Here is a 26558-nt window from a genome sequence, read left to right as displayed (position 1 = left end):
TAAAAATTCATGATAAGATACTGTGATCAACCGCGTATTTCATACCCAAGTTCCTTGAGTGCTCGCTTGTCTTGACTCCATCCGGGTTTGACGACTACGAAAAGCTTTAAAAATACTCTTTTTTGGCATAATTTTTCCATCATTATCCTAGCGTGCTTTCCAATGCGTTGCAAAGCAGCCCCGCCTTTTCCGATAATAATACCCTTTTGGCTCTGTTTTTCGACGATGATTGTAGCATAAATTTTTTCCAAATCATACAATTCCTCCACTTTTTCAACTAAAACGTCACTACAGTAAGGAATTTCATCGCTAATGTTCTCAAAAATGGCCTCTCGGATGAACTCGCGGTAGAGTTCGCGCATGGGGTCAGTGGTGAGTATTTCTGGATCATAAAGATAAGGATGCGTAGGAAGATGCTTCACAATTTCATCTAAAAGATAAGACCTATCGCTTCCTTTTTTAATAGAAATAGGAACCAATGAAATAAAACGGTCTTGAAAATCTTGATATTTTTCAATGGCTTGAAGAATATCATCTTGGCTCATGAGATCGGTTTTTGTCAAAAGAAGCAAGTGGGGAGCTTTGGGGTTGAGCTTTAAAAAGGCTTCATAGGATTTGATGCTATCGGTTGCTGGAACCAAGAATAAAATCACATCACAGTCTCCAATGGCCTTTAGGGCCTCTTCAAGCATGAATTGGTTGAGGAGTTTCTCTTTTTCGTGAAGGCCGGGTGTGTCAATGAAAATAATCTGGTGCTCTTGGTGCATGGAAATAAGCAGTGAGCGCTTTCTGGTGGCGTTGGCTTTTTGGGAAACCATGGCCAGTTTTTCACCCATCAACCAGTTTAAAAGAGAGCTTTTTCCAGCGTTGGGTTTGCCTACAACGGCTACAAATCCTGTTTTTGTGCTCATAAAATATACCTTGCTGTGTCTTGGTCTTCAATGATGCTATCAAGCCGTTTATGCACAAGTTCGGCACTTACATGTAAGGTTTCGCCTTGGTGTAGATCGGCTTCAAAACTAATTTCTTCAATGACTTTTTCAATGATGGTGTGCAAGCGTCTTGCGCCGATGTCTTCCATTCTTTCGTTTGCTTTTTGGGAGATTTTAGCAAGAGCGCGGATAGCCTCTTCTTCAAACATCAAGGTCACCCCTTCGGTTTTTAACAGCGCCTCATACTGGCGCAAAAGGGAGTGTTTGGGTTTGGTAAGAATCTGGTACAACACTTCCTCGTCCAAACTGTCAAGCTCTACCCGCAAAGGAAAGCGGCCTTGGAGTTCAGGAATGAGGTCAGAAGGCTTGCTGACATGAAAGGCGCCCGCGGCGATGAATAAGATGTGGTCGGTTTTGATGGAGCCGTGCTTGGTGCTCACGGTTGAGCCTTCCACGATGGGCAATAAATCTCGCTGTACTCCTTCTTTACTGGGGTCTTGTCGGCTACTAGAGCCCGAAGGAACAGCCACTTTGTCAATTTCATCAATGAAGATAATCCCACTGTTTTGTGCCCGCTCAAGCGCTTCTGCTTTAATGCTATCAAGGTCAAGAAGTTTTTCGGCAGCGTCGTGTTTTAGGGCTTCTTTGGCTTCTTTAACTTTCAACTCTTTTTTAACAGGTTTGCTTCCCATGCCTAAAATCTTCACAAAACTTTCCTGAACTTTCACCATTTCAGGGGGAAGATTGTCAAGGCTTTCGCCTTGGGCGGGGGCGACTTCTACTTCAATGGTGAGCTCGTCCAAATCCCCTTGCAATAAACGCTCTTTCATGCGGGCAAAACTGCGCTCATAATCGGCCTGTTTTTCACTGCTAGCCCCTTTGGGGAGCGGGGGAAGGAGTTTTTCAATAATGGTGTTCTCGACGTATTCTTGGATACGCGTTTCATTACGCTCTTTGTGTTCGGTTTTAACAAGGTTCACCGAAGCCAATACCAAATCCCGCACCATGGACTCCACATCACGCCCTACAAATCCCACTTCGGTGTATTTGCTCGCTTCCACTTTCACAAACGGAAGGGCCATCATCTTGGCAAGGCGTCTGGCAATCTCGGTTTTTCCCACGCCAGTAGAGCCTATCATGAGGATATTTTTAGGCATGATTTCTTCTTGCATCTCTTTGTCAAGTTGCATGCGTCGGTGGCGATTTCTTAAGGCAATGGCAATGGTTTTTTTGGCCTCATGTTGGCCGATGATGTACTGGTCAAGGTAGGCGACGGTTTCTTTAGGTGTCATGCGGGTGTGTCCTCAAGCATAAAAGTTTGGATATTGGTGTTGGTGTAGATGCACATCTCTCCGGCGATTTTGAGACTCTCTTTAACAAGAGTGACTTCATCAAGGCTAGTGTGGGCGTGTAAGGCGCGCGCAGCGGAGAGGGCAAAATTTCCTCCACTGCCAATAGCGGCAAGGGTGCCATCTTCTGGTTCGACCACGTCACCTGTGCCACTTAGGATAAACAAATGTTCGCGGTTAAGTACCAACATCATGGCTTCAAGACGGCGCAAATACTTGTCCTTGCGCCACTCTTTTGAAAAATCAATAGCCGCTTTAAGTAAGTCGCCTTTGCGTTGTTCAAGAAAGTTTTCAAACATATCAAAAAGGTTAAACGCATCGGCGGTGCTTCCTGCAAAACCTGCCAAAACCTTGCCTCCGTGGAGGCGGCGGATTTTGACGGCATTGCTTTTAAGGACGGTGTTGCCAAAGGTAACTTGGCCATCACCGCCAATGACAGAACACTGCTTTCCTTTGTAGGCCAAAATAGTGGTGGCTTCAAACACGGCTATTCTCCGATGACATTGAGCGCAAAGTGCGCGTGAATGCCATGGCCCAGTTTCAAAGAGATGTCATAGTTGCCCGTTGCTTTAATGGGTTTGTCTAGCTCTACGTGTTTTTTATCTACCACAAAACCGTGTTGGGCTTCAAGTTCGGTAGCGATTTCGTCTTTAGTGATAGCGCCAAACAAGCTTCCGTTGGCACCCAAGGGGCGCTTGATGGAAAGGGTGACGTCTTTGAGTTTGACTTCTAAGTCTTTGAGTTTTTCAAGCTCCGCGGCTTCTTCTTCAGCCTCACGGCGTTTTTTGGCTTCGTATTGGCGAAGAACATCAGGCGTGGCAAGTTTGGCAAACCCTTTTCCGATGAGAAAATTGTGGCCATAGCCGTCTTTGACTTCTTTGATTTCACCTGCCTTGCCTAGGGCTTTAACGTCTTTGATGAGTAGTACTTTCATCATATCTCCTTTGGTCTATTTAAGTGGGTTAGGAAGGGGGGCATTTTTGACCACCTTGCCTCTGTAGCTGTCGATACCCTCAGGTAAATGGCACCTTTGGGTAAACCCCATGCGTCCAAAGACATGCATGAGGTAGTCGGTTCGTCCCCCTGTATGGCAGTAAAGCACAAAGGGGGTGGTTTTGAGATATTCGAGCTCTTCTTGGTAGAGATGGACACGGGTAAAAGGCAAAAGAAGGTCGGTGCCTTCGATGCACTCTTGCGAAAACTCCAATGCTTCCCGTACGTCCACTAGCAAAAAATCACACTCTCCTAAAGCCCTTACATGTAAGAGTTTTTCAAGGGTTTCTGGGGTGATGGTGTGTTGGGCTAGAGCCTCTGCACAAGGCGTGGTTTGGGCCATTACTTTCCTTGGCGTTTTTTGTTTTTGCCTGCGATGATGAGGCGCAAAGCATTGAGCTTAATGAACCCTTCGGCGTCTTTTTGGTTGTACACTTCATCCTCCTCAAAGGTGCAAAAATCGGCGTTAAAGAGGTTGTCGGTAGTGGAATCTCTGCCGATAACCATGACATTGCCTTTGTAAAGCTTAAGGCGTACGGTGCCGTTGACCCCTTCTTGGGACTTGTCGATGGCCGCTTGGAGCATGTAACGCTCAGGAGAGAACCAAAAACCATTATAAATGAGCTTGGCGTAGCGGGGCATAAGTTCGTCTTTAAGGTGCGCTGCTTCGCGGTCAAGGGTGATGCTCTCGATAGCACGGTGGGCTTTAAGCATGATGGTGCCCCCTGGCGTTTCATAACATCCACGACTTTTCATGCCCACAAAGCGGTTTTCAACGATGTCAAGGCGGCCGATGCCGTGTTTGCATCCTAGTTCGTTAAGGGCGTGCAGCATGGACGCAGGGCTGAGGCGTTGGCCGTTGAGTAGGACGGGGTCGCCTTTTTCGTAGCCAATTTCAATGGTTTGGGCTTGGTCTGGGGCGTTTTCGGGGCTTGCGGTCCAACGCCACATGTCCTCTTCTGGTTCGGCATTGGGGTCTTCAAGCACAAGACCTTCGTAGGAGATGTGCAACAAGTTTGCGTCCATGGAGTAGGGCGATTTGTTGGGTTTTTTCTCGATAGTGATGCCGTGTTTTGCGGCGTACCCCAAGAGTTTTTCGCGGGAGTTTAAGTCCCATTCGCGCCACGGGGCGATGATAATGAGGTCGGAGTTGATGCCAAGGTAACCCATTTCAAAACGCACTTGGTCGTTGCCTTTGCCTGTAGCACCGTGGCTTACCGCGTCTGCACCCGTAAGGGCCGCAATTTCCGCTTGACGTTTAGCAATAAGGGGACGGGCAATGGAAGTGCCTAGTAAATATTCGCCCTCGTAAATGGTGTTGGCGCGAAACATCGGAAAGACATAGTCGCGTACAAACTCTTCTTTGAGGTCTTCGATGTAAATGTTTTCGGGTTTAATGCCAAGTTCAATGGCTTTTTTGCGTGCGGGCTCTAACTCTTCACCTTGGCCGATATCTGCGGTAAAAGTGACCACTTCGCAATGGTATTCATCTTGAAGCCATTTTAAAATAATGCTTGTGTCTAAGCCCCCTGAGTAGGCTAGAACGACTTTTTTTACCTCACGTTTCATAGACAGTCCTTGAAAATAAATTATAAACCCACGATACTAACGCATTTTAGGTGAAAATTTGATTAATAGCCCTGAGCGTGCTAAAGAGGGAGGAGGGTGCAAGCATTTTTCATTCCCTTTATTGCTACTTTCAGGTTTTTACATTACAATACGCCCATGAGAATCGATAAATTTTTAAATTGTGTGAACATCACAAAACGCCGTGCGGTGTCTGAGGACATGTGCAAAAATGGCGTGGTTAGCATCAATGGTGCGGTGGCAAAGCCAGCCAAAGCCGTCAAAGTAGGGGATAAAATCACCATTGCGTACTTGCAAAAAGCAGTATCGTACGAGGTGTTAGCCATCCCTGAGACGAAAACCATCTCTAAATCCAAACAAGATGCGTACGTAAAGGAGCTAGGGTGAATTACCAAGAGGCGCGGCATTGGTTTGATTTGTTGTTTCAAAACCGCATTAACGAAGACGAAGCACGCTTAGTGCTCATTGAAATGCACAAACGCGGTGAAAGCGAAGAAGAACTTGCCGCAGCGGCAAGTGTGATGCGGGAACATTCCATTAAAGTTCCACTGGAAAAAGTCTTGCGCGATCGCGTCATTGACGTGGTGGGTACAGGAGGGGACAAGAGCGGAAGTTTTAACATTTCTAGCACCGTAGCTCTTGTCTTGGCTTCGTTGGATTGTGTGGTGGCCAAGCATGGAAACCGCGCGATTACGAGTAATTCGGGCAGTGCAGACATGCTAGAAGCTCTTGGCGTTAATCTAAACCTTGATAACATTCACCAAGCAACCATGCTTGAAGAGTGCGGGTTTACCTTTATGTTTGCCATCAACCACCACCCCGCCATGCGCCACATCATGCCTATTCGGCGAAGCATTCCCCATGGGACGATTTTTAATATCCTAGGGCCCTTGACCAACCCAGCGGGCGCGACCAAGTACCTTTTGGGCGTTTATCCTCAGAGCTTTTTAACGCCTATTGCCAAAGCCCTTTCCCTTCTCAAAAGTCCTTCTTCGCTTGTCGTGAGTTCACGCGATGGGATGGATGAGCTTAGTATTAGCGGCGTGAGTGATGGGGTGCGTGTTCTTGGAGAGAGCATTGAGTCTTTGGAAATTGACCCTGAAACTTTGGGGTTAAAACGTTACCCTTTTGAAGCCATCAAAGGGGGCGATGCCCTCCAAAACGCGGCCATTACGCGCGCGATTTTTGAAGGGGAAGAGCAGGGGGGTAAGAAAGAAATCATCTTGCTCAACACCGCGGCTGCCCTTTGGGTGGAAGGCAGTGCGAGAGACCTTAAAGAAGGCGTTGCCATGGCGAAGATGGCCATCGAGAGTGGACGAGCTAAAGAGAAGCTTGCGCAGATTGTGCACGTGTCAAATTCCCTATGAAACAGACCTTTACATGTAAGCTTGAAGGAGTCGATACCGTCGCTTCTGTCTTAGCCAAAGAGCTAGAAAAGGGCGGTATTTTGCTCTTGGAGGGCACCCTTGCTTCGGGAAAAACGACGCTCGTTAAAGCGTTGGCCAAAGCCTTACATGTAAAGACTCCCGTTTCCTCTCCTACCTTTTCTATTTTGCAAAATTACGAAGACAGGCTTTTTCATTATGATATCTACCAATCGGGCTTGGACGGGTTTTTGCACCAAGGATTGCTAGAGCAGTTGACCTTTCCTGGCGTGCATGTCATCGAATGGGCGGATGAAAAATTTGTGCGCATGTTGCGCGGGGTTGGGTTGGATTTTATGAGTGTGCACATTACGATTGAAGAGAATAAACGCCATTATGAGGTAACTTATGCATAAATTAAAAGTAGACAAGCTTTCAAAAATCATCAAAAAAACCCCTATCATCCATGAGATCTCTTTGGAAGTCAAAAGTGGTGAAGTAGTGGGACTTTTAGGGCCAAATGGCGCAGGAAAAACCACAACATTTTACATGATTTGCGGGCTCATTGCGGCAACTGGCGGGCAGATTTATCTGGACAATCAAAACATTTCTTCCATGCCCCTGCATGAGCGAGCCAAACTTGGCATTGGCTATTTGCCCCAAGAATCAAGCATTTTTAAAGAGTTGAGTGTGGAAGAGAATATTTTGTTGGCCGTAGAGATTGTCCATAAGGATGAAAAAGCCCGCGAAGCCAAGGTGGAAGAGCTGCTAAATTTGTTAAACATCGAGCCTATTCGTGGGCGCAAGGGCGTGAGTTTGAGCGGCGGCGAGCGGCGGCGGTGCGAGATTGCCCGTTCCCTTGCCATTACGCCCAAGTTTTTGCTGTTGGATGAGCCTTTTGCGGGGGTTGACCCCATTGCGGTGAGTGATATTCAAGAGATTGTCAAAGACTTAAAGAAGTTGGGCATTGGGGTACTGATTACTGACCATAATGTCCGTGAAACTCTGGCCATTTGCGACCGTGCGTATGTGATTAAAGATGGCGCACTTTTAGCCAGTGGCACGAGCAATGAAGTGGCCCACGATAAATTGGTGCGTACTTATTACCTTGGCGAATCTTTTAGGCTTTTAGACTAACACATGCTGGCCCTTCGAACCTCTGTTTCGCAAGCACCCAAGCAAAAACTTTCCAACACCCTGCGCAGTTGGTTGCCTATTTTGCAATCTAACTTGGAGTCTTTAAAAGAAGTGTTGGAGCCGTTTTGCGAGGCGAATCCGTTGATTGAAGTGCGGCCAGGAAACGAACGCGATGAGAGCCAGCGTTTTGCCAAACGTAGCTTTTTTGACCAAGTGGGGGCAAAAAATTCTGCAAGCGAGGCTATCGAAGCCTTAACCTTGGCCAAATCTTCGTTGTATGACGTGTTGTATGAACAGATTAATCCTCCTCTTTTTCCTACATGTAAATCCCAAAACATCGCATTTAAGATTGTGGAACAGATAAACGATGAGGGGTATTATGACCCGCAGCCTAAGTGGTGGGTGGCCCATGGGTTTAGCGAAGAAGAAGTGGAACGGGTGCGCGCGCGGTTTGCTCATTTGCTACCCTTGGGTGTTGGGGCGAAGGATTTTAAAGAATCGTTTTTGTTTCAGTTGGATGATTTGGAGATGGATGAAAGGCTCTATCAATCCACAAAGCGACTGATTGAGGACTTTGAAAACCTTGAAGTGTACGCGGGAGAGCCTAGCTTTTCCGAAGCCATCGGGGTGATACGCCGCTTTCATGTGCCCCCTGCTATTGAGTATTTTGAAGAGGGGACGCAAGTGGTCCCAGACTTGTTTGTGTTTGAAAATAACGGTGCCATTGAGGTGAAGCTTAACGACGCTTATTATCCGGATGTCATTATTGATACGCAAGGAATGGATGAATCCCATTACTTTGTGGCACAAAAAATCAAAGATGCTAAGGATTTAATCGACGCGCTTGAAATGCGAAAAGCGACACTCTACAAGATGGGGTTGATGATTGTGGAGTACCAATATGAGTTTTTTACGGGCGGGCCGATTCGCCCTATGAAGCTCAAAGATTTGGCCGATGAGCTTGCGCGCAACCCTTCGACTATTTCCCGTGCCATTGCCAATAAATACCTCGCGTGCAACCAAGGGGTGATTCCGCTAAAACAGTTTTTTAGCGCGGCGATTGACGAGGATGTGTCCAACTCGGCCATCAAAACCTATTTGCAAGAAGTGGTCGCCAAAGAAGATGCCCAAAAACCCTTGAGCGATTCAAAGTTACTGAGCATGATAGAGGAAAAATTTAGCGTCAAGATGGTGCGGCGCACCATCACCAAATACCGCAAACAACTCAACATCGCAGGTTCAAGCGAGCGTAAAAAACTCTACTCCTTCAAATAACCCCTACGCAGTTGCGCACGCCACTTCGCTGTCTTGATAATAATTTTTTACCATTTCATAGGCGGTTTGAATTTTTTCAAACTTTTCACGGTAATGCAGCACGAGTTCTTTGGAGGTGTTTTGGTGGCGGTCGGGATGGTAGAGCTTTACAAGGGTGAGGTACTGTTGGCGCACCTTTGAAAAAGAGTCTTGCATGGTGCACCCTAGGGCGGCAAAATACTCCTCCAAGAGTCCTCCTAACGTGTGAAACCGACGTTTGCGCTCAAAACGGGTGTGCAGGTTTTGGCGAAAGGCTTCGTAAGCTTGTGTGTCGTAGATAAAGCTGATAAACCACGCCATGTGTTTGCGCTCTCCCATGAGTTTTTCCAAGCGTGCGCAAGTGGTGTCGTTGTTGGGGAAGAGGGTGAGGGTATGGGTGCGCATGCGGTATTGAATGAGGTGGTCTTTAAAATAGTTTTTTAAGTAGCTAACCAACAAGCGGTTGTTTTCACCAAGGTTAAAGATAATGGCTTGCGGGGTATCAAACACTACAGAAATACGCAGGTTTGGCAACAGTTGATTTTTTTGTGTCAAAGAGAGTTTGATGGTTTTTGAATGGGCATTTTTAAGGGCGTCAATGTCCTTGGGCGAAGCATCAGGATGGGTGTTTTTGTAGAGTTTGGCAACGAGTTTTAAAAAATAACGTCGTTGATGGGTCTCTTCTTCCTTGGCAAAAACGATGACCTTATCTTTGCGGCCAACGCGGTGGGGAAAATGTTGGTCAATGCTGTGTTGCAAACGGTAGTAGACTTCACTTTCTTCAACACTGATGGCGACCATTTCTGGGGTAAAGGACAGTTGCATGGGATAGCCTCCTTTGGTTGTGACAAAGAAAGCAAAAAGAGTTCCACTTTAAAGCCAAAGCGGTTCTTGGTTTAACGAGGGCAATCCTTGGAGAATTTCATGGGGCGTGTACTCACCTTTGTAGCGTAAACTTGGGCACTCTTTCACGTAATAACCCAAATAAACCCAACGCAAATGGTGCTTTTGGCACAGGAAAATCTGCTGATACAGCGAATACCTCCCCAAAGAAAGGTGCGCAAAGTCGGGGTCGTAAAAAAAGTAGATAGAAGAAAGGCCATCCTCTAGCATGTCTACCAAATCCACTCCCACGAGTTGTTGGTCGACAAAATACAAAATCTCCCGCCCAAAGGTTCCGTGTCCTGCCACGTAGAGTTCGTAGTAGCTTTGCATGGAAAGGTGGTAGTGTTTCCAACCGCGTTTTTCTTTCATGAGGGCATGGTAGCGGTTGTAAAGGTCGAGGTGCTGAGGCGTTACAGAAGGAGGGCGGATGTAGATGCGCGTGGAGGCATTTTTACGAAAGACACGCCTTGCATTTTTGGTAAATTCAAAGTTTTCTGCGTCGATGCGCAGGCTCAAACACGCCTGGCATCCTGCGCATTGAGGCCTGGAATAGTACTCACCAAAACGGCGCCAACCGCGCTGGGTGAGGGCAGTGGAAAGGGCGACATCCGCCCCTTTGATGAACTTGTACTGCATCCTTGCATGCTGTTGGGGCAAATAGGCACAGGTGGTTTCAAGGGTTGAAAAATCAACCGTATTGGGAGTTTTGCTTAGCAACATCAAGCCCCTAGCGTTTTTGAACGCCTGTGTTTTTCATGTACTCTAAAAACTCATCTTTTAAGCGTATTTCACGCTCCTTTTTATCTTCGACTTTTTTGAGGGCTTTTTCTTCTTGGACAAGTTTTGTTTTTAAATCTTTGAGCTCGTCAAATAGCAACGTTGGCATGGTTTCATTCCTTACATGTAAAGGGTTTTAATGGTGGGACCCAAGTTCACTGGCCACACTGGCGGCTTCTTTAAGCCGTTCGTTGTCAAAATGGGTGTAAATGCGTGACGTGTTGAGGCTCGCGTGCCCAAGGGCTTCTTGCACCAAAACGATGTCTTTGCGTTTGCGGTAGAGCAGGGTGGCAAAGGTGTGGCGGAGCATGTGCGCCCCGTTTTTGGCCTTACGGATACCCGCTTGAAACAGCACTTGTTCGACGATGCGACTCACGTACGCTTGCGTCATCATAGCACCTTTTCGATTACAAAAAAGTAAACCTTCTTTGCAGGGCGTTGACTTGATGACTTCGGCCAAATGGTGGCGAATGAGGTGCTGTTTGATCATCACAACGCGGTATTTGTTGCCTTTGCCACGGATGCGCAAGACAAAGCAATCACCCTCTTGGGTAATCTCCCGAACCTTTACATGTAAGGCTTCTGAGACGCGGATGCCTGTGTAGGCGATGAGCTTTAAAATGAGGCGGTTGCGTTCGCCGTTGGTTTTAAACGCGGCGGTGTCGATGGCGTTTAAAAAGCGTTCTACCTCCTCTTCGTTCATGAATTCGGGCAGTTTTTCCCCGCGATTTCCGCTCACGCCCCCCCAGTTTTTAAGCTGAATGTCAAAGACGTGAGAGGTGCCCTCATCCTCATTTTGGCGGTCAAGGTAGCCAAAAAAGCCCAGCATGGCGATGCGGTAATTTTTCTTGGTAGCATCACTCAGGCCTCCTGTAGCACTAGCCAAAAAGTCTGCGATGAGCTCTTCGTCGATTTGCTTCAGGGAATAGAGGCGGTGGTAGCCCAAAAGCTCTACCATTTTTTTTAAAGGGTTAAAGTAAGTGTTGATGCCTGTGAGTCCTGCGTTGCGTGCTTTTTTGACCAACGTGTCCAGCTCGTCTAGGCTTGACGCGCCTTTAGTGAGGGCGAAGGTGACGCGGGAGAGGGCTTTGGGGTCTTTAAGCTCTTTGTTGGAGAGAGAATTGAGTTTGTGCTTGACGAAACGGCTAAGCCAAAAGAGTAGAGATTTTTCAACGTTCTCTTCACAATCTAGGGGAAACTTCACATAACCTCCTTTTAAATACGCCTTTGGGCAAAGCTCCAAAGACTACGTTAACACTAGGTTCTGCTCAGCGCAGGCCTTGATGCTTAGAATTCTTTCAAAACGTATTTTGTAAAAAAGGAAGTATAGCATAGCTTGAAAACTCGAAAATTAACTAAAAAGAGAAGATGCCTAGATTTAGGGGTTTGCAAAAGGTAAAATACGCATTATAATCGTATTTTGTATTGAAAACTGTAATTTTCAAACTATTTTTAATTCCCTCTTTTGGGTCTTGGTTTTTACAGCGCAAAGGATTGCGCCATGGGCATTGGTGTGGGTTTTACCTTTTGGAAAGCTGGAATTTATCCATAAAATTTTACAGAGGAATGGAGGCAAGATTGTGTGTATAGGGAGAGAAACAGGTGGAGGTCAAAATGCAACGGGTGAATTCAGAAAAAGCCTTACATGTAAAGAAAAGCCTTACATGTAAAGAAAAGCCTTACATGTAAAGAAACTCCCTGGGGTGTGTTGGGAGTTTTGTAAAAATATCTAAGGAAAAGGGTTTAGCGGTGTTTTTTGGGGTAATCAAAGAAAAGAACGCGCGCGCATCCCTCCCCTACTTCTTGAAATGTCTCGACCGTTAATTCTAGTCCAACAATACCACACGTGGGAATGTTGCCAAAAATAGCATCCGCTAAGAGCTCGCACGCGTAGGTGATTTCGGGATTGTGGGCGATAATAAAAACGTTTTGAGCGGTGGGTGGCAAGGCGCGAAGAATCTCAAGATAGGTTTCAAATGCGCTCTCGTACAACAAGGGTTCGTAGGTGATAGCTTCAATCTCTAGCTCTTTAGCGATGATTTGAGCTGTTTTTTTAGCCCGAAGTGCGGGAGAAGAAAGGATGATGTCAGGGGTGACATTGTGACGCTTGAGACGCTTAGCCATCAAAGGTGCGTCCGTTTTACCTCGCTTATTTAGCGGTCTGTCAAAATCGCTCAACTGTGCGTCTTTCCAGCTAGATTTTGCATGTCGAATAAAATAGAGTGTTTTCATTTGGGTATGATACCACACCCTTTCCTTAGGTGTTGCTTTTGCCTTTAAATGTCGTTACAATTTTCTTCTCATTTAGGGGGTGTGGCATGGACTTTTTACCGTGGAAAGAAGGAGCGGCTTATACACTTGGTGCCGAACTTGAGGTGCGTTTGCACGAAGAGGGTGACATGCACCTCGTGAGTGCTGCGCCATTGGTGTTAGACGCCCTGCCCTTGGAGGTTTTGCCCCATGTGCACCCTGAGTATTTGGCGTCTTTGCTTGAGCTTACAACGCCCCTGTGCGCTTCGCCTTTAGAGGTGCGCCAATCCCTAGAAGCCCTTGTGCGTCAAACGGCCCAGTGCGCTGCAAAGCTTGGTGTTGTGGTGGCAACTTCAGGTGTGCATGCGCTTCCGTGCGATGATGTGCGCTTGGTAGATTCGCTGCACTACCGTGCTTTTAGCCACGAATATGGGATTTTGCTTCGCAAATTTACGATTTGTGGATTACACCTTCAGGTTTCCTTGCCCAGTTCCGACGACGCGCTTCGCGCGTACAATGTTGCCCTAGAATACCTGCCTGTGTTTATCGCTCTTGGGGCAAATTCGGCGTTTTTTGACGGGGAAGAGACGGGGCTTTTGGGGTATCGGAGTAAACTTTTTGAGCAATTGCCACTGGCGGGGTTGCCAGGGTATTTTGAAGAGTACTATGAGATGGGCGAACTCTACCGCGCCTTGGTTGCATCTGGGACCATCGAAAGTTTGCGTGACGTGATGTGGGAAGTGCGCATTAATCCAACCCTTGGAGTTCTTGAGATGCGTGCGTGCGATGCGAGCAATGATTTTGTGCGCATTGAGCTTTTAAGCGTGCTGTTTCAGGCGTTGTGCGCGTACGCCCAGTGCAAGAGCGCCCAATGGCTTCATGGACAAATGCTAGAACAAAACCGCTGGAATGCCATTCGCCATGGGCTGGATGGGATGTTTCAGGGGAAAGAAAAGGTTGAGATTTTGCGCTCTTATGCTAGAGGGTGGATTGGCGAGATGGACGCGATGGGTATTTTTGCCCAACTTGGAACGCAAGCGTACGTGCCAAAATTGCTACTGTTGCTAGAGCACCCTACTCCTGCCCATTTGCAAAAAGAGTGCTTTGAAAAACACCGCTGTTTGAGCGAAGTGGAACGGTTAGGACTGTTTTAGCACCTTTTGGTGCTTAGGCCTTTTTGCATCACCCTGTTTCGAGACGAGTTATCCACAATGGGTGCCCCAAAGCTGAAGCTTTGACCCACCCAGATAAAGTCTCTCTTGCGGGTGACGCAAAAGGCCTAGTGACACACTATTTTTTAAGGAGTGATGGCTTTTAATGTGGAATGAATCAACAAAACCCTATGTATTGCTGGTGTTGTGTGTGTTGTTTTGGTCGGGAAATTTTATCTTGGGTCGGTTTATCCACGAAGAGATTGCGCCTGTGCAGTTGGCCATGTACCGTTGGCTAGGGGTGCTCATCCTCCTTTTGCCTTACCTGATGCGGGAGCGCAAGGCGGTATTAGGGGCGCTAAAAGGGCATTTTTGGATGCTGCTACTTTTGAGTTTTTTAGGCGTGACGTCCTTTAATACCGTGCTGTACGTGGGGCTTCAAGACACCACGGCAACCAACGCACTGCTCATCAACTCCGCGACGCCCATTACCATTGTGTTGCTCTCGGTGGTGATTTTAAAAAGCAAGGTGCGCGCCCTTCAAGTAGCGGGGATTTTGCTTTCTATGGCGGGTGTGGTGCATTTGGCGTTGCATGGAGAGTGGGAGCGTCTTATCACCCTTTCCTTTGGCAAAGGGGACATTTGGGTTATCGTGGCTTCGTGCATGTGGGCGTTGTACTCGGTATTGGTACGGTTTCGACCTGCGGGATTCGAGGGGTATTTTGCCACGACGGTGCTCTTAGGAAGCGCGATGCTTTATGGAGTGTTTTGGCAGATGGGGTACGGAGTGTTAGACGTGCTTAGTTTTAGCCTCAATGCCAAACTCGTCATCGCTTACACGATTGTATTGCCTTCCTTGCTCTCGTACCACTTTTGGCATTATGGGATTGCCCATATTGGACCTGAAAAAAGCGGGCAATTTGTTCACCTCATGCCCGTTTTTGGGTCAGTTTTGGCCTTTTTCTTTTTAGGCGAACGCTTTTACATGTACCACCTCGGCGGTGCGGTGCTCATTGGGGCAGGGATTTACCTCTCGCTGTTTTTGGGAAAGGCTAAGGCATGAGTGCTTCTTTCCCCTGCCCTTGCGGGAGCAAAACCCCTTACGCGCAGTGTTGTGAGCCTTTTCATGTGCAAGGCAAGGTGCCCACGGCCGAGGCACTGATGCGTTCGCGCTACAGTGCTTTTGCGTTAAAACTTGTACCCTACCTCCTAGCAACAACACACCCCACGACGCGTACCAAAACCCTTGAAGAAGAACTGCGCCTTACATGTAAACGTTTGGTGTGGACGAGTCTAGCAGTGTTGGATGTTTGGCAAGGGGGAGAAAAAGAGAAGGTGGGTAAGGTGCGTTTTCGCGCCACGTACGTAGAGGAAGGTAAGGATGGCGTTCACGAAGAACATTCGCGGTTTAAACGCTACAAAGGCGCGTGGATGTACGTGGATGGAGAGGTAAAATGAAACTCTATGGCAGATTGGCCCTTGGCTGTGTGATGCTTGCCCTTGGGGTGGTGGGGCTTTTTGTACCCAACCAACTCCTCACAGGCGGTACGGCGGGCGTTGCCCTGCTGTTGCATTATGCAAGCGGGATGAGCGTGGGAACGTGGATGGTGCTCATTAACGTGCCGTTGTTGTTGCTGGGATTTCGCTATTTTGGGCGCGGGTATGTGGTGCGCAGTATCGTGGTGATTGGGCTGGTTTCTGTACTCATCGATGTGTTGGCCAAGGTCGTGCACATGCCCCCTTTTGTGGTGGATACACCCCTTGGGGCCTTGTTTGGGGGTGTGTTTATTGGCGTGGGGCTTGGGCTGATTATTAAGAGCAATACTTCCGCAGGCGGGACAACCATCATCGCGCAAATCGTGGCGAGTAAGACCGAGCTTAAGGCAGGGCAAGTGCTGCTTATTTTAGACGCGCTGGTGTTGTGCGCGTCGCTGTTTATCTTTGAAGACCGTACGAAAGTGCTGTGGAGCGTGGTGAGCATTTACGTGACCTCGCGCATTGTTGACACCCTGCTCACGGGACGTTTGGATAAAAAAGTGGTTCATTTGGTGAGCGACAAGGTGGAAGAATTTACCAAAATCATCCGTGAAGAGCTAGGGCAACACGGCACGGTCATCCAAGGGGATGGGCTCTATGGTGAGAAGAAAAAAATCATCCTCATTGTGGTGGAAGTAGGCAAACTGCAAACCTTACGCGCCCTTGTGCGCAAACACGACCCTAGCGCGTTTATGATCATCACCGAAGCAACCGAGATGCTAGGGCGCGATTAGCTTTGATTTTTGCAAAAACCTTTACATGTAGAACCTTTACATGTAAAGGTTTTTAGCGCGTTACAACCCCCTCTTTTTCTTAACATCTTCCCTAAAACTTAAAAAATAAATGCACACTATTTTATTAAAAACAAAGTCTTTCAAGAGTAAACTTTAATCCGTGATAAAATATTAAATATGAAGGATACAACATGGAGCTACGCATTCCCTACGGCAAAGCGGATTTTTTTGACATCACTGTTCGTGATGAACAACTTGTTGGTGTGTACCGACCCAACGCGGTAGAAAAGATTGATTACAACCGCGCCATTGACGAGGCGCTAGCTTCTCCTTATAACCAAGTGGATTTTGACACCTTTGTTCAAACCGATGAGCGCATCGTTTTCATTGTTAATGATGGCACGCGCCCTACCCCCACGGCCAAAGTGCTAGCGCGCATTTACCCTAAAATCAAAGACAAAGACCTCTTTTTCATCGTCGCCACGGGGTGCCACAGAGCACCTACGGAAGAAGAGTGGCATTTTATTTTAGGCAAGGATATTTACGAGGATTTGCTCGCGAAAAATCGCCTGTGGAGCCATGATTCGCGCAAAGATGAGATGGTGTTTTTGGGCACCTCCACCAATGGCACGCAAATGTACTTAAACAAGCTGGTTGCGCAGGCAAAAAAAGTGTGTGTCATCGGCTCCGTGGAACCCCACTATTTTGCGGGCTATACAGGAGGGCGCAAAGCCTTTTTGCCAGGAGTCGCGGCCTTTGAAACCATCCAGCAAAACCACCTTTTAGCCTTGCATGCTAATGCCCAAGCCCTCTCTCTTAAGGGCAACCCTGTGCACGAAGACATGATGGATGCCATGAGTGTGTTGAAGGAAATAGATGTATTTGCCATCATGACCGTGCTTGATAGTGACCACGATATCTGTGCACTCAAGACGGGAGATTTGAGCGACTCGTTTTATGCCGCCATCGACAAAGCCGATGAAGTCTTTTGCGTGAACATTCCTCAAAAAGCAGACATCGTCATTTCTGTGGCCCCCTACCCCATGGACATCGACCTTTACCAGTCCCAAAAAGCCCTAGATAACGGCAAATTGGCCCTCAATAAAGACGGCATTTTAATCATGGTGGCCAAGTGCCGCACGGGCATTGGTGAGGAAGGATTTTTTAAATTGATGAGTTCTGCGCCGTGCGCGAGGTCGGTGCTTGAAAAAATTAAAGAAGGGTACAAACTTGGCTATCACAAGGCCGCAAAAATGGCGGAGATTAACCTGTGGGCCCAGAGTTGGGCGGTGAGTGACCTGAGTGATGATGAGATGCGCGCGGTGCATTTGAAGCCTTACCATGACCTTGCCGTTGCACTCGAAGAAGCGATCGCCCAAAAAGGCGAAGATGCTAGCATTATTGTCCTGCCCTTTGGTTCCATCACAGTACCTAAGGTGTGTGAAGTTTAAAAGACCCAAAAAAAAGGAAGCATGATGGGAAATGAGGGATTGCGCGCACTTCTTAGTGCGGTGCAAAGTGGGGCGATGAGCACCGAAGAAGCCATGGAAAAGATGAAAAAGCTTCCTTTTGAAGATATTGGATTTGCTAAAATCGACCACCATCGTGCGGTGCGTCAGGGGTATCCTGAAGTCATTTACGGAGAGCGTAAAACCCCCGAGCAGATTGGGGAAATTACCCAACGCTTGTTAGCGTGCCAGAGCAATATCTTGGTCACAAGGGCTTCGATGGAAGCCTTTGACGCGGTGCAAAAGATTGCCAAAGACGCGTTTTATAACCCCATGGGACGCACGATTTCCATCAAGCGTTTTGCCGTGCCCATCCCCGCCTCCACCATCGTCATCGTGGCGGCGGGAACCTCGGATTTGTATGTGGTCGAAGAGGCGTACGAGACGGCAACGATTTTAGGAAACAAGGTAGAGAAGATTGTAGATGTGGGTGTTGCGGGGATTCACCGTTTGTTTGAACGGCTTGAAACCATCCAAAAAGCCAAGGTGGTCATCGTGATAGCAGGCATGGAAGGTGCATTGGCAAGTGTCATTGGCGGGCTGGTAGACAAGCCTGTGATTGCCGTGCCCACCAGTGTGGGGTATGGCGCAAGTTTTGGCGGCATCGCCGCGCTACTCTCCATGCTCAACAGTTGTGCAAGTGGCGTGAGTGTTGTTAATATCGACAATGGCTTTGGTGCGGCTTACAATGCGAGCATTATCAATCATTTGTAAACGTGTTAGCTCTCTTGGGCGTCGTAGTTCATGAGGGTGCTGTTCATGCTACGGGTGATGTGTTTGCGCATCAGTTCGCAAGCACCCTCGTCGTCTTTAGCGAGAATTTTATTGACCATCTCTTCGTGTTCGTGCTGTGAGGCATCGGCATAATCTTGGGCTCTTGCGCGGTGGTTCATGGAGAGTCCATTCCACAAAAGCGAGAGGAAAGATTTGAGTTTTTCGCTTTGGGCGGCTTCCCAAAAAACCATATGAAAGGCTTGGTTTGCCATGCTAAAGGCGTGGGTATCGCCCGTTTTGCGTGCTTCTTCCCCTTGGGCACAGACTTCCTTTAAAGCATTTAACACTTGTTCGTCCATGCGCACACATGCGCGGCGTACCGCTTCGGTTTCAAGCAAAATACGCATCTCGTAATGGTCTTTAATAGCGTCGATAGAGATGCCCTTGACGATGGCACAGCGGTTTTGGCGCAGTTCTAGTAAACCCTCAGTAGCCAAAATGTGAAAGGCTTCACGTACAGGCGTGCGGGACATACCGACCATTTCACTTACGCTATCAAGGGTGAGCGAGTGCCCTTTTTTGATTTCATCGGTCAAAATGGCGGAGCGCAAGATGGAAGCGACTTGCTCACGTGCAGGCAGCATTTGAATTTTTCTAAAATGTAGCATGGTGGTACTCTTTGAAAATCGGTGATATTGTATGAAAAATCAATACTAACTCAGTCTCAATGAGAAAGAGATAAAAGGGTTCCAAAATTTCCAATAAGTGAACAAAAGTGCCACCTTTGCTGTCTTTGGTGACTAAAAAAGTGCTATGATAGTGTTACGATAGTGCTAGAATAAAACAAGGAGGTTTTTTTGGCTGTGCTTCAAAAAAATATTTGGACGATATTTTATGTTCTTCTTGGGGGTGCTCTTTTCTTTTTGGGCTATGTTTCTTACGCTAAATGGGAAAATATCCACGAAAAATATGCCGCTGATCAAACCAACCAAGTCAAACTTGTCTCCAACGCCATGCACGCGTTGCTCCTCTCACAAGAAACTTCTCTCAATATCTTGGGGCACCAGCTCATTAAAGAGCAAAATGCACAACTCTTGGATGCGTTGTTGGCCCTTAACCCTTCTGTAGTTGCTTATGGTTTTACAAATCCTGAGGGCACCTACTTACATGTAAACTCCCATTTTGATAAAACAAAACTTCCCAATCTGCGCCAAAGCCCCTTAACGCAAGACTCCTTTGACTACACCTTAACCCAAGACAAAATGGTGCTTGGGCGGACGTATTTTATTCCTGGAGGCGGGCGTTGGGGTATTCCTATTCGTAAAGCCATTTTCAATGGAGGTGGCGAACCATTGGGGGTTATGACCGCAGGACTTGGCATCGAAGGGGCGTTTAAACTTTTTGCAGAAGAGCTTTCTTTGGGAGAACACAATGAAGTCACGTTTGTGCGTGATCGTGATGGGTTTGTACAGTACCATTCCTCGACTCAGGCAACACCAAAGGAGATGTACGACTCCCCTCTTCCTGAGGCATTTTTGCATAGGATTGTCAAAGAGATTATGCAAACTTACCGCGTTTCTCTTGAGACCATTAAAACCGATCGCCACATTTATCTTTTAGAAACCCTTGGAATTGGGGGTGATTTGGAGCAAATCGCGATTAAGTACGACCCGCGCTATGAGCTTTGGGTGCTCTCTCGAACCAACCACAAGCAACTTATGAAAGAGTTTTCTGAGAGTTTTCTTGTCTATCTTCTCGTGTTTCTCGTGTTGCAAGGTGTTTTATTTGTCTTTTTTAAAATCATCGCAACCGCAGAAAAACAACGACGCAATGACCTTATTTACCAAGCTACTCATGATGATTTGACTTCTTTACCTAACCGTAGTTATCTCAAAAAAGAGATACACCGTTGGATTTACGAGGGCGCACCACCTTTTAGCCTGTATTATCTGGACATGGACCATTTTAAAGACATCAACGACAGTTTCGGGCACCATTATGGAGACGCCTTGTTGGTGGAATTTTCCAAGCGTATTGTGTCTATGGTGCGAAAAGACAGCGTGGTTATCCGCCAAGGGGGCGATGAATTTATCATCTTAACCCGTCGCACACAAGCGGAGGAAGTGTTGGAGCATGCGGAGCGTATTTTAAAGGAAAACGCCTTGGCTTACCATGTTGATGAACTGAGTTTTATTATTGGAGCGAGTGTGGGCATTGCCAAGTACCCTGAGCACGGCACGACCTTGGACATGCTGTTGCGGGCTGCTGATATTGCGATGCATGAGGCCAAAAAATACAAAAACAGTGTTCGGCTTTTTTCACCTTCTATGCAAGAGCGTTATCTTGGGCGCATTAGCCTTGAACAAGCTTTGCGCAAATCCTTGGATAATCGTGATTTTTTTATGGTGTATCAACCTCAATTTGATGCAAGCGGGCATCTGTATGGCGTGGAAGCCTTAGTGCGATGGAAACACCCTGAGCTTGGGTTTGTGTCGCCTGCGGAGTTTATTCCCATCGCTGAGGCGGCGGGTGTTATGCCACGGCTTGGGGAGTTTATCTTGGCAACAACCCTTGGAGAGATGAGGCGACTGCAAGAAGAGTTGGGCGTTTCTTTTCAAGTGTCCATCAACATTTCCGTGAGGCAATTCATGGAAAAAGACTTTTTAGAAAAACTTGCCCATGAAATACACCGGCACAAACTTAGCCACGTTTCGCTGTGCTTGGAGATTACAGAGAGCTTGTTTATCGAAGACATGGAGTATGTTTTGCCGCTCTTACATAAGGTGCGCGAAATGGGCTTGGGTATTTCGATGGACGATTTTGGAACAGGGTATTCGTCTTTAAACATGCTTCGTACTTTGCCTATTGATGAGTTGAAGATTGATAAAAGTTTCACCGACACCCTACTAGAGGACATGACAGCGCAAAAGATGATTCAAAATATCATCACCATCGGTAAAAACCTTGAATTGCACGTGTTGGCCGAAGGGGTGGAGACACACGCCCAAGAAAAGCTCTTAAAATCCTTTGGTTGTGACCGCTTTCAGGGGTATTTGTTTGCAAGGCCCCTGCCCTACGAGGAGCTTAAAGGGTTTTTTAAATCCTACCCGCTAGTACCTTAGCTAAAAAGCCTTACATGTAAGGCTTTTTAGTTGGCTTGTTTCCCCTCTTGTTTGGCAAGCTGGCTGTTTTCTTCATCACTAAAAATGCGAGAGCGCGTGATAAACTGGTAGCCTTCGTCAATTTCTAGCGAAAAGGAGTTGCCAAAAGCGGCGGTTTCCTTTTTGACATCTAGCAGGATTTGCGAATAGCGAAAGTATTCAAACTGGTCTTTGTCGATGTAAAATTCGCACCCCCTAATTTCGCCTATTTTGACACTAAGAGAAGGGACGTGAAAATCTTTTTTTTCGTAGCACATGGGTGCTGTGCCATCGCAACAGCCACCACTTTGGTTAAAGACGAGTTCGCCGTATTGGCTTTTGAGTTTTTCGACGACCTCAAGAGCCTCGGCGGTTGCATCGAGGCGTTGGACTTGCATGATCTCTCCTTTGGAGGGAGTGCAGGCGAAGGCCCGCACTCTTTAGTGGCTAGAAAAACCCTAATTTGTTTTTATCGTAGGAAGTCAAAATATTTTTAGTGTGGCGGTAGGCGTTGAGCATCATCATGTGCGTTTCGCGGCCGATGCCTGATTTTTTATACCCGCCAAAAGAAGCGTGAGAGGGGTAAAGGTGGTAACAATTTACCCACACCCGTCCCGCTTCAATGCCCCGAGAGATTTTGTGAAGTTGGTGGGCGTCTCGTGACCACACACCTGAGCCTAGACCGTAAATGGTGTCATTGGCGATGGCAAGGGCTTCGTCCTCGTCCTTAAAGGTAGTGACGCACAGCACGGGGCCAAAAATCTCCTCTTGAAAGATGCGCATTTTGTTGTGGCCTTTAAAGATAGTCGGTTTGACGTAATGGCCTTTGGGGTAAGTCTTGTTTTCGTACGCTTCGCCCCCGATGAGGCACTCCGCACCCTCTTCTTTTCCAATGCGCAGGTAATCGAGGATTTTCTCTTTTTGGTTTAAAGAGGCTTGGGCTCCCATTTTGGTCGTAGGGTCGAGAGGGTTTTCTTGGGTGATGGCCCTAACGCGCTCTAGTACGCGCTTCATGAAGGGTTCGTAGATGGATTCTTGGATGAGTGCACGGGAAGGGCATGTGCACACTTCGCCACTGTTGAAGGCAAAAAGTACGAGTCCCTCGATAGCCTTGTCAAAAAAGGCATCGTCTTTTTCCATGATGGATTCAAAGAAAATATTGGGCGATTTGCCACCCAGTTCTAGGGTTGAGGGGATGATGTTTTCGGTTGCGTATTGCATGATGAGTTGGCCTGTGCTTGTTTCGCCCGTGAAGCCAACTTTTTTCACATCAGGATGGGTGGCAAGGTGCTTGCCAATCTTTCCTCCCGCGCCGTTAATGATGTTGATGAGGCCCTTTGGAAGCACCTCTTGAATGGTTTCCATCAAAAGCAAGATAGACATGGGTGTGGCGCTTGCGGGTTTGAGAACAACGCAGTTGCCCGCCGCAATCGCAGGGGCAATCTTCCATGCTGCCATCAAAAGAGGAAAATTCCACGGAATGATTTGCGCCACAACACCTAAGGGTTCGTGAATTTCTTGGGAAATGGTATTTTCATCAAGGTCTGCTACACTGCCCGCTTCGCTTCGGATAACAGAGGCAAAGTACCTAAAATGGTCCACCACTAAGGGAAGGTCGGCCGCGAGGGTTTCGCGCACGGCCTTGCCATTGTCAAGGGTTTCGGCGATGGCTAGAGGTTCCAAATTGGCCTCGATAGCATCAGCAATTTTATTTAAAAGGGTGCTGCGCTCAACAACTGAGGTATGTTTGTATGAGGCAAAAGCTTTCTTTGCCGCCGCAACCGCTAGGTCAACATCGGCAGTGCTAGAGCGTGGGATTTTAGTAAGAAGTTCACCATCTACTGGGGAAAGATTGTCAAAATACTCGCCATTTATTGGTGGAACCCATTCGCCACCAATAAAATTTTCATAACGGGGTTTGTAAGTTGGTTTTGAGTATGCCATTTTTATACCTTTCTTTGTGTGGAGTAATTAAGATAAAAATTATCTCTTTTGAGACTGTAGTCCATAAAGGATTAAGAGAAAAGATGATAAGTGTTTTAATAATTGTTTTTAATATCAAAGAGAGGTTCTGTAAAAAAAGCTGGCAGTATTTTCGTAGTTTGGGCGCTTTTGAGGCATTTTTCTGTTTAAAACCTGCTCACCATCTTGGGATGATGAGCAGGAAAGAAGGTTAGTTAATCACTCCTTTTTCATACCATCGGCGTAGCCACGCATCGAGTGGGTACATAAATTTGTAAATAGCAGGAACCACAAGAAGTGTTAGGATGGTGGAGCTTAAAAGCCCTCCAATAATTGCCAACGCCATAGGCGCATTGCTCTCGTGCCCCGCCCCGCCTCCAAAGGCAAGGGGAATCATCGCTCCAATCATCGCAAAGGTTGTCATGAGGATAGGACGCAAGCGTTTTTCTCCTGCTTCAAAGAGCGCATCGTCGATGCCCTTACCTTCTTTGATGGCGCGATTGGCAAAATCCACAACCAAAATAGCGTTTTTGCCCACCATGCCCAAAAGCAAGATAATACCAATCATGACAAACAAGCTAAAAGAGTTTCCACTCAAATACAAGGCAAAAATAATGCCCGTAAAGGAGAGCGGCATGGAAATCATGATAATAAAAGGCTGAATGACTGACTCATACAACGCGGCTAGAATCAGGTAAATCAAAATAACCGCTAAAAACACCGCTGCCCCAAAGGCTTTGTTGGTGTCTTCGAGATTTTCTACGTCACCTGTGTAACGGTACGCATACCCTTCTGGTAAAAACTGGGGCATCGCTTCGTTAACCACGGAGACGATTTTATCCAAAGAGGTGTTGAAGGTGTTGGCGGTGACGAGTACTTTACGCTCCCTGTCGAAGCGGTTAATGGAAGCGGTTCCTGTACTCTCTTCTAGGTTAAGCAAGCCCTCTAACATCACAAAATCGCCCGCACTGTTGCGCACTTGGAGCTTTTTTAAATCTTCCAGTGATTCTCGGTAATCATCACCATAACGTACGGTGATGTCAAATTGACGGCCATTGTCTTCAAAGTAAGAAACAGCACCGTCGCTGGAGTACGCAGAAGCCAAAACTGAGGCGATTTCTTGCACGCTTACCCCTACTCTTTGGGCGTTTTCACGCAAAATGGAGACTTTGATTTCGGGTTTTCCGCTCTCGTAGTCTCTATCAACATCCACAATCCCTTCGGTTTTGTGCAGTACTTCCATGAGTTTAAAAGAGATTGTATCAAGCGTATCAAGGCTATCGCCCGTGATGACCACTTGTACAGGTGCCGTGGCGCCACCTGTGTCAAAATCATCCACCTTTTCAACCAGTAGTGTCATCTCTTCGTAGGCTTTGAGTTTTTCACGGTAAAACTGAATAATCTGCTCTTGGGTGCGCCCTTTTCTTTCTGCCACAGGTTTGAGTTTGGCGTAAATTTTGCCCTTGTGAATCTCTTGGGCGGCGTTATAGCCAATGGAAGCAATCGAGTAGATGATGTCTTCATCTTCTTTTAGCAGCGCATCGATGGGCGCTATTTTGGCTTTCATGGTCTCTAGGTTGATGCCCACGGGTGCTTTGATGGTGATTTGAAACTCACTGTTGTCTTGCATGGGTAAAAAGTTCATCCCCACACTTAACGTGGTCGAGGCAATTAAAATACCAACAGTTGCGAGAATCGTCAGCACTTTAAAACGCAAAATAACCCGCAAAAGTGCCACGTAGCTTTTATCGATGGCTTTAAAAATAGGTTCTGTGGCGTAGTAAAACTTGCTTTCTTTGGCACTTAAAACCCGCGCGCCCATGCTTGGGATGAGCATAACCGCCACAAGATAAGAGATGACGATGCCCGCGGCTACGGTCATGGCAAAGGAGTTAAAAAACATCCCTACGATGCCGTCCATAAACGCCACAGGAACAAAAACAGCTAAAAGAACGGCGGAGATGGCCAGAATGGAAAAAGCCACCTCTTTAATGCCCTCAAAGGAGGCGCGAAAGGGCTCCATGCCCTCTTCCATTTTTTTCATAATGTTTTCAATGACCACAATGGCATCGTCAATAAAAATACCAATAGCAAGGGTTAAGCCAATGAGCGTTAAGCGGTTTAGGTCGTAGCCAAGGGCGTCAATGATGGCAAAGGTTCCAATGACTGAAGTGGGAATGGCAAGGGCCGAAACAAGGGTCGCGGTAACGTTTCTAAGAAACACAAACACGATGGCAATGGCCAAAAAAGCCCCAAAAATAAGGTCAAAGCGGACATTGTCAATATTGACCATGATTTTTTCAGACTGGTCTTGCAGTACTTTAATCTCAAACTGCTCGCCCGCTAAGTGTTGGAGTTTAGGAAGGGTTTGCTTGACTCCATTAATAATCGTCAAAGAGTTTTCGCCGGCAATTTTCTTGACTTCTAATGTCACGCCCCGTTGGCCGTTGTAAGAAGAGTAGCTTTTTGCATCGCTCAAACCGTCTTCGATGGTTGCGACATCTTTGAGCCTCACGCCAGGTTTTACCAAGATTTCACCCACTGCTTCAATGCTTTTAGCATCCCCTTCTGCTTTGATGATGATTTCTTGGGTTTGATTAATCATCTTTCCAGCGCCTTGCTTGATGTTTTGCTTGGCGATGATGGCGCTAATTTCCGAGGCACTTAAGGCGTATTTTGCCAGTAAAAAAGGGTCTAAAAAAATGCGAATTTCGCGGTCTTGGTAGCCAACAACGGTCACCTCCCCGACTCCTTTGATGCGTTGGAGTTGGGGTTTGAGTTTTTCATCGGCAAGGCGCATGAGTGCCTTGCTATCATCGCCCATGTCGGCGATAAAAAGACTAATGACTGCGCCTGAGGCTCCCAGTTTTTTCACCACAGGTTTTTCGACTTCACTGGGAAGGTCGAGTGCTCCGATTTTATCGCGCACGTCGTTGGTCGCTTCGTTGAGGTCTTTGGAGAGCTCAAACTGAATGGTAACGACACTAAAGCCCTCATAACTCGTGGACATGAGCTTGTCGATGCCATCTACCCCTGAAACGGCTTCTTCGATTTTATCGGTAACTTTGGTTTCTACCGTGGAAGGGTCTGCGCCGTTGTAGGTGGTTTGCACTGTGACAACAGGAAAGTCAACATTGGGAAAAAGGTTGATGGGCATGGTGTTGTAAGACATCAATCCAAAAACAATAAAGGTCAAAACGCCCATTAACGTGGTAATGGGTCTGTTGATGGCGAGTTTATACATGG

At 47.1% G+C, this 26558-nt stretch carries 27 protein-coding genes; 12 read left to right on the top strand and 15 right to left on the bottom strand.

The window, feature by feature from the left end; all coding sequences use genetic code 11:
• Positions 1–26: 26 nt before the first annotated feature.
• Genes era through AC5SLM_RS00660 form a run of 6 tightly spaced genes read right to left on the bottom strand, consistent with a single transcriptional unit; the run spans position 27 to position 4843 of the window.
• Entirely contained in the window at positions 27–911 is an 885-nt protein-coding gene (gene era / locus AC5SLM_RS00685; RefSeq protein ID WP_495248995.1) for a GTPase Era, read from the bottom strand.
• Positions 908–2224 (bottom strand): ATP-dependent protease ATPase subunit HslU, encoded by a 1317-nt coding sequence (gene hslU / locus AC5SLM_RS00680; RefSeq protein WP_495248994.1) that lies wholly within the window; start codon positions 2222–2224, stop codon positions 908–910. The genes era and hslU overlap by 4 nt, the downstream gene beginning before the upstream one ends.
• The gene (hslV, locus tag AC5SLM_RS00675; RefSeq protein ID WP_495248993.1) at positions 2221–2766 is read right to left on the bottom strand and encodes an ATP-dependent protease subunit HslV; all 546 of its coding nucleotides are present in this window, start codon (positions 2764–2766) and stop codon (positions 2221–2223) included. Before hslV ends, hslU begins: the two co-directional genes overlap by 4 nt.
• Before the next feature lie 2 nt (positions 2767–2768).
• A complete protein-coding gene (gene rplI / locus AC5SLM_RS00670) occupies positions 2769–3215 on the bottom strand; it encodes a 50S ribosomal protein L9 (protein WP_495248992.1) in 447 nt (148 codons plus the stop codon).
• A gap of 15 nt (positions 3216–3230) precedes the next feature.
• Entirely contained in the window at positions 3231–3617 is a 387-nt protein-coding gene (locus AC5SLM_RS00665) for a rhodanese-like domain-containing protein (RefSeq protein WP_495248991.1), read from the bottom strand.
• Positions 3617–4843: an argininosuccinate synthase gene (locus AC5SLM_RS00660; protein WP_495248990.1), complete on the bottom strand. Its 1227-nt coding sequence runs from the start codon at positions 4841–4843 to the stop codon at positions 3617–3619. Before AC5SLM_RS00660 ends, AC5SLM_RS00665 begins: the two co-directional genes overlap by 1 nt.
• 156 nt (positions 4844–4999) lie before the next feature.
• Between AC5SLM_RS00660 and AC5SLM_RS00655 the strand changes: the two genes are divergently transcribed.
• Genes AC5SLM_RS00655 through AC5SLM_RS00635 form a run of 5 tightly spaced genes read left to right on the top strand, consistent with a single transcriptional unit; the run spans position 5000 to position 8637 of the window.
• A complete protein-coding gene (locus tag AC5SLM_RS00655; RefSeq protein WP_495249389.1) occupies positions 5000–5248 on the top strand; it encodes an RNA-binding S4 domain-containing protein in 249 nt (82 codons plus the stop codon).
• A complete protein-coding gene (gene trpD, locus AC5SLM_RS00650) occupies positions 5245–6228 on the top strand; it encodes an anthranilate phosphoribosyltransferase (protein ID WP_495248989.1) in 984 nt (327 codons plus the stop codon). Before AC5SLM_RS00655 ends, trpD begins: the two co-directional genes overlap by 4 nt.
• Positions 6225–6641, top strand: coding sequence for a tRNA (adenosine(37)-N6)-threonylcarbamoyltransferase complex ATPase subunit type 1 TsaE (gene tsaE / locus AC5SLM_RS00645; RefSeq protein WP_495248988.1), 417 nt, complete (start codon positions 6225–6227; stop codon positions 6639–6641). The genes trpD and tsaE overlap by 4 nt, the downstream gene beginning before the upstream one ends.
• Complete coding sequence (gene lptB, locus AC5SLM_RS00640) at positions 6634–7362, top strand: LPS export ABC transporter ATP-binding protein (RefSeq protein WP_495248987.1); 729 nt, start codon at positions 6634–6636, stop codon at positions 7360–7362. The genes tsaE and lptB overlap by 8 nt, the downstream gene beginning before the upstream one ends.
• Positions 7363–7365: 3 nt before the next feature.
• Positions 7366–8637 carry an RNA polymerase factor sigma-54 gene (locus AC5SLM_RS00635; protein WP_495248986.1) on the top strand — a complete coding sequence of 424 codons (1272 nt, stop codon included), beginning with the start codon at positions 7366–7368 and terminating at the stop codon, positions 8635–8637.
• 3 nt (positions 8638–8640) lie between these two features.
• Here AC5SLM_RS00635 and AC5SLM_RS00630 read toward each other — a convergent pair whose 3' ends face one another.
• The 5 genes from AC5SLM_RS00630 to AC5SLM_RS00610 all read right to left on the bottom strand — a co-directional run bounded on the left by AC5SLM_RS00630 (position 8641) and on the right by AC5SLM_RS00610 (position 12567).
• Positions 8641–9480, bottom strand: coding sequence for a J domain-containing protein (locus AC5SLM_RS00630; RefSeq protein ID WP_495248985.1), 840 nt, complete (start codon positions 9478–9480; stop codon positions 8641–8643).
• A 48-nt stretch (positions 9481–9528) separates the two neighbouring features.
• Positions 9529–10260, bottom strand: a complete 732-nt coding sequence (locus AC5SLM_RS00625) for an arginyltransferase (RefSeq protein WP_495248984.1) — start codon at positions 10258–10260, stop codon at positions 9529–9531.
• A gap of 7 nt (positions 10261–10267) precedes the next feature.
• On the bottom strand, positions 10268–10426 hold the full coding sequence (locus tag AC5SLM_RS00620; RefSeq protein WP_495248983.1) for a hypothetical protein: 159 nt from the start codon (positions 10424–10426) through the stop codon (positions 10268–10270).
• A 27-nt stretch (positions 10427–10453) separates the two neighbouring features.
• Positions 10454–11521: a tyrosine-type recombinase/integrase gene (locus tag AC5SLM_RS00615; protein WP_495248982.1), complete on the bottom strand. Its 1068-nt coding sequence runs from the start codon at positions 11519–11521 to the stop codon at positions 10454–10456.
• Positions 11522–12060: 539 nt separating this feature from the next.
• Positions 12061–12567, bottom strand: a complete 507-nt coding sequence (locus AC5SLM_RS00610; RefSeq protein WP_495248981.1) for a SixA phosphatase family protein — start codon at positions 12565–12567, stop codon at positions 12061–12063.
• A gap of 68 nt (positions 12568–12635) precedes the next feature.
• Between AC5SLM_RS00610 and AC5SLM_RS00605 the strand changes: the two genes are divergently transcribed.
• The 6 genes from AC5SLM_RS00605 to larB all read left to right on the top strand — a co-directional run bounded on the left by AC5SLM_RS00605 (position 12636) and on the right by larB (position 18210).
• Positions 12636–13721, top strand: a complete 1086-nt coding sequence (locus tag AC5SLM_RS00605; protein WP_495248980.1) for a carboxylate-amine ligase — start codon at positions 12636–12638, stop codon at positions 13719–13721.
• A 163-nt stretch (positions 13722–13884) separates the two neighbouring features.
• Positions 13885–14781: a DMT family transporter gene (locus tag AC5SLM_RS00600; protein WP_495248979.1), complete on the top strand. Its 897-nt coding sequence runs from the start codon at positions 13885–13887 to the stop codon at positions 14779–14781.
• A complete protein-coding gene (locus tag AC5SLM_RS00595) occupies positions 14778–15176 on the top strand; it encodes a YchJ family protein (RefSeq protein WP_495248978.1) in 399 nt (132 codons plus the stop codon). Before AC5SLM_RS00600 ends, AC5SLM_RS00595 begins: the two co-directional genes overlap by 4 nt.
• Entirely contained in the window at positions 15173–15988 is an 816-nt protein-coding gene (locus tag AC5SLM_RS00590) for a YitT family protein (protein ID WP_495248977.1), read from the top strand. Before AC5SLM_RS00595 ends, AC5SLM_RS00590 begins: the two co-directional genes overlap by 4 nt.
• 191 nt (positions 15989–16179) lie before the next feature.
• Positions 16180–17439, top strand: a complete 1260-nt coding sequence (locus AC5SLM_RS00585) for a lactate racemase domain-containing protein (RefSeq protein WP_495248976.1) — start codon at positions 16180–16182, stop codon at positions 17437–17439.
• Between the two features lie 24 nt (positions 17440–17463).
• A complete protein-coding gene (larB, locus tag AC5SLM_RS00580) occupies positions 17464–18210 on the top strand; it encodes a nickel pincer cofactor biosynthesis protein LarB (protein ID WP_495248975.1) in 747 nt (248 codons plus the stop codon).
• Positions 18211–18215: 5 nt separating this feature from the next.
• On the opposite strand, the gene AC5SLM_RS00575 is transcribed toward larB, so the two are convergent.
• Entirely contained in the window at positions 18216–18878 is a 663-nt protein-coding gene (locus AC5SLM_RS00575; RefSeq protein WP_495248974.1) for a GntR family transcriptional regulator, read from the bottom strand.
• 195 nt (positions 18879–19073) lie between these two features.
• Here AC5SLM_RS00575 and AC5SLM_RS00570 point away from each other — a divergent pair, with 195 nt between their 5' ends.
• Positions 19074–21332: a bifunctional diguanylate cyclase/phosphodiesterase gene (locus AC5SLM_RS00570; protein ID WP_495249388.1), complete on the top strand. Its 2259-nt coding sequence runs from the start codon at positions 19074–19076 to the stop codon at positions 21330–21332.
• Between the two features lie 26 nt (positions 21333–21358).
• Here AC5SLM_RS00570 and AC5SLM_RS00565 read toward each other — a convergent pair whose 3' ends face one another.
• The 3 genes from AC5SLM_RS00565 to AC5SLM_RS00555 form a co-directional block, all read right to left on the bottom strand.
• Positions 21359–21748, bottom strand: coding sequence for a DUF779 domain-containing protein (locus tag AC5SLM_RS00565; protein ID WP_495248973.1), 390 nt, complete (start codon positions 21746–21748; stop codon positions 21359–21361).
• A gap of 49 nt (positions 21749–21797) precedes the next feature.
• The gene (locus tag AC5SLM_RS00560; protein WP_495248972.1) at positions 21798–23294 is read right to left on the bottom strand and encodes an aldehyde dehydrogenase family protein; all 1497 of its coding nucleotides are present in this window, start codon (positions 23292–23294) and stop codon (positions 21798–21800) included.
• 229 nt (positions 23295–23523) lie between these two features.
• On the bottom strand, positions 23524–26556 hold the full coding sequence (locus AC5SLM_RS00555) for an efflux RND transporter permease subunit (RefSeq protein ID WP_495248971.1): 3033 nt from the start codon (positions 26554–26556) through the stop codon (positions 23524–23526).
• Between the last annotated feature and the right edge of the window lie 2 nt (positions 26557–26558).

This window comes from Sulfurospirillum sp. HTRB-L1 (genome assembly GCF_059415125.1).
The sequence above is the reverse complement of the archived record's forward strand: the minus strand, read 5'-3'. Positions and strand labels throughout refer to the sequence as shown.

Coding starts and splice junctions, on each gene's coding strand:
- era (WP_495248995.1), bottom strand. CDS start 911: ATGAGCACAAAAACAGGATTTGTAGCCGTTGTAGGCAAACCCAACGCT.
- hslU (WP_495248994.1), bottom strand. CDS start 2,224: ATGACACCTAAAGAAACCGTCGCCTACCTTGACCAGTACATCATCGGC.
- rplI (WP_495248992.1), bottom strand. CDS start 3,215: ATGAAAGTACTACTCATCAAAGACGTTAAAGCCCTAGGCAAGGCAGGT.
- AC5SLM_RS00665 (WP_495248991.1), bottom strand. CDS start 3,617: ATGGCCCAAACCACGCCTTGTGCAGAGGCTCTAGCCCAACACACCATC.
- AC5SLM_RS00660 (WP_495248990.1), bottom strand. CDS start 4,843: ATGAAACGTGAGGTAAAAAAAGTCGTTCTAGCCTACTCAGGGGGCTTA.
- AC5SLM_RS00655 (WP_495249389.1), top strand. CDS start 5,000: ATGAGAATCGATAAATTTTTAAATTGTGTGAACATCACAAAACGCCGT.
- tsaE (WP_495248988.1), top strand. CDS start 6,225: ATGAAACAGACCTTTACATGTAAGCTTGAAGGAGTCGATACCGTCGCT.
- lptB (WP_495248987.1), top strand. CDS start 6,634: ATGCATAAATTAAAAGTAGACAAGCTTTCAAAAATCATCAAAAAAACC.
- AC5SLM_RS00635 (WP_495248986.1), top strand. CDS start 7,366: ATGCTGGCCCTTCGAACCTCTGTTTCGCAAGCACCCAAGCAAAAACTT.
- AC5SLM_RS00630 (WP_495248985.1), bottom strand. CDS start 9,480: ATGCAACTGTCCTTTACCCCAGAAATGGTCGCCATCAGTGTTGAAGAA.
- AC5SLM_RS00625 (WP_495248984.1), bottom strand. CDS start 10,260: ATGTTGCTAAGCAAAACTCCCAATACGGTTGATTTTTCAACCCTTGAA.
- AC5SLM_RS00620 (WP_495248983.1), bottom strand. CDS start 10,426: ATGCCAACGTTGCTATTTGACGAGCTCAAAGATTTAAAAACAAAACTT.
- AC5SLM_RS00605 (WP_495248980.1), top strand. CDS start 12,636: ATGGACTTTTTACCGTGGAAAGAAGGAGCGGCTTATACACTTGGTGCC.
- AC5SLM_RS00600 (WP_495248979.1), top strand. CDS start 13,885: ATGTGGAATGAATCAACAAAACCCTATGTATTGCTGGTGTTGTGTGTG.
- AC5SLM_RS00595 (WP_495248978.1), top strand. CDS start 14,778: ATGAGTGCTTCTTTCCCCTGCCCTTGCGGGAGCAAAACCCCTTACGCG.
- AC5SLM_RS00590 (WP_495248977.1), top strand. CDS start 15,173: ATGAAACTCTATGGCAGATTGGCCCTTGGCTGTGTGATGCTTGCCCTT.
- AC5SLM_RS00585 (WP_495248976.1), top strand. CDS start 16,180: ATGGAGCTACGCATTCCCTACGGCAAAGCGGATTTTTTTGACATCACT.
- larB (WP_495248975.1), top strand. CDS start 17,464: ATGGGAAATGAGGGATTGCGCGCACTTCTTAGTGCGGTGCAAAGTGGG.
- AC5SLM_RS00575 (WP_495248974.1), bottom strand. CDS start 18,878: ATGCTACATTTTAGAAAAATTCAAATGCTGCCTGCACGTGAGCAAGTC.
- AC5SLM_RS00565 (WP_495248973.1), bottom strand. CDS start 21,748: ATGCAAGTCCAACGCCTCGATGCAACCGCCGAGGCTCTTGAGGTCGTC.
- AC5SLM_RS00560 (WP_495248972.1), bottom strand. CDS start 23,294: ATGGCATACTCAAAACCAACTTACAAACCCCGTTATGAAAATTTTATT.
- AC5SLM_RS00555 (WP_495248971.1), bottom strand. CDS start 26,556: ATGTATAAACTCGCCATCAACAGACCCATTACCACGTTAATGGGCGTT.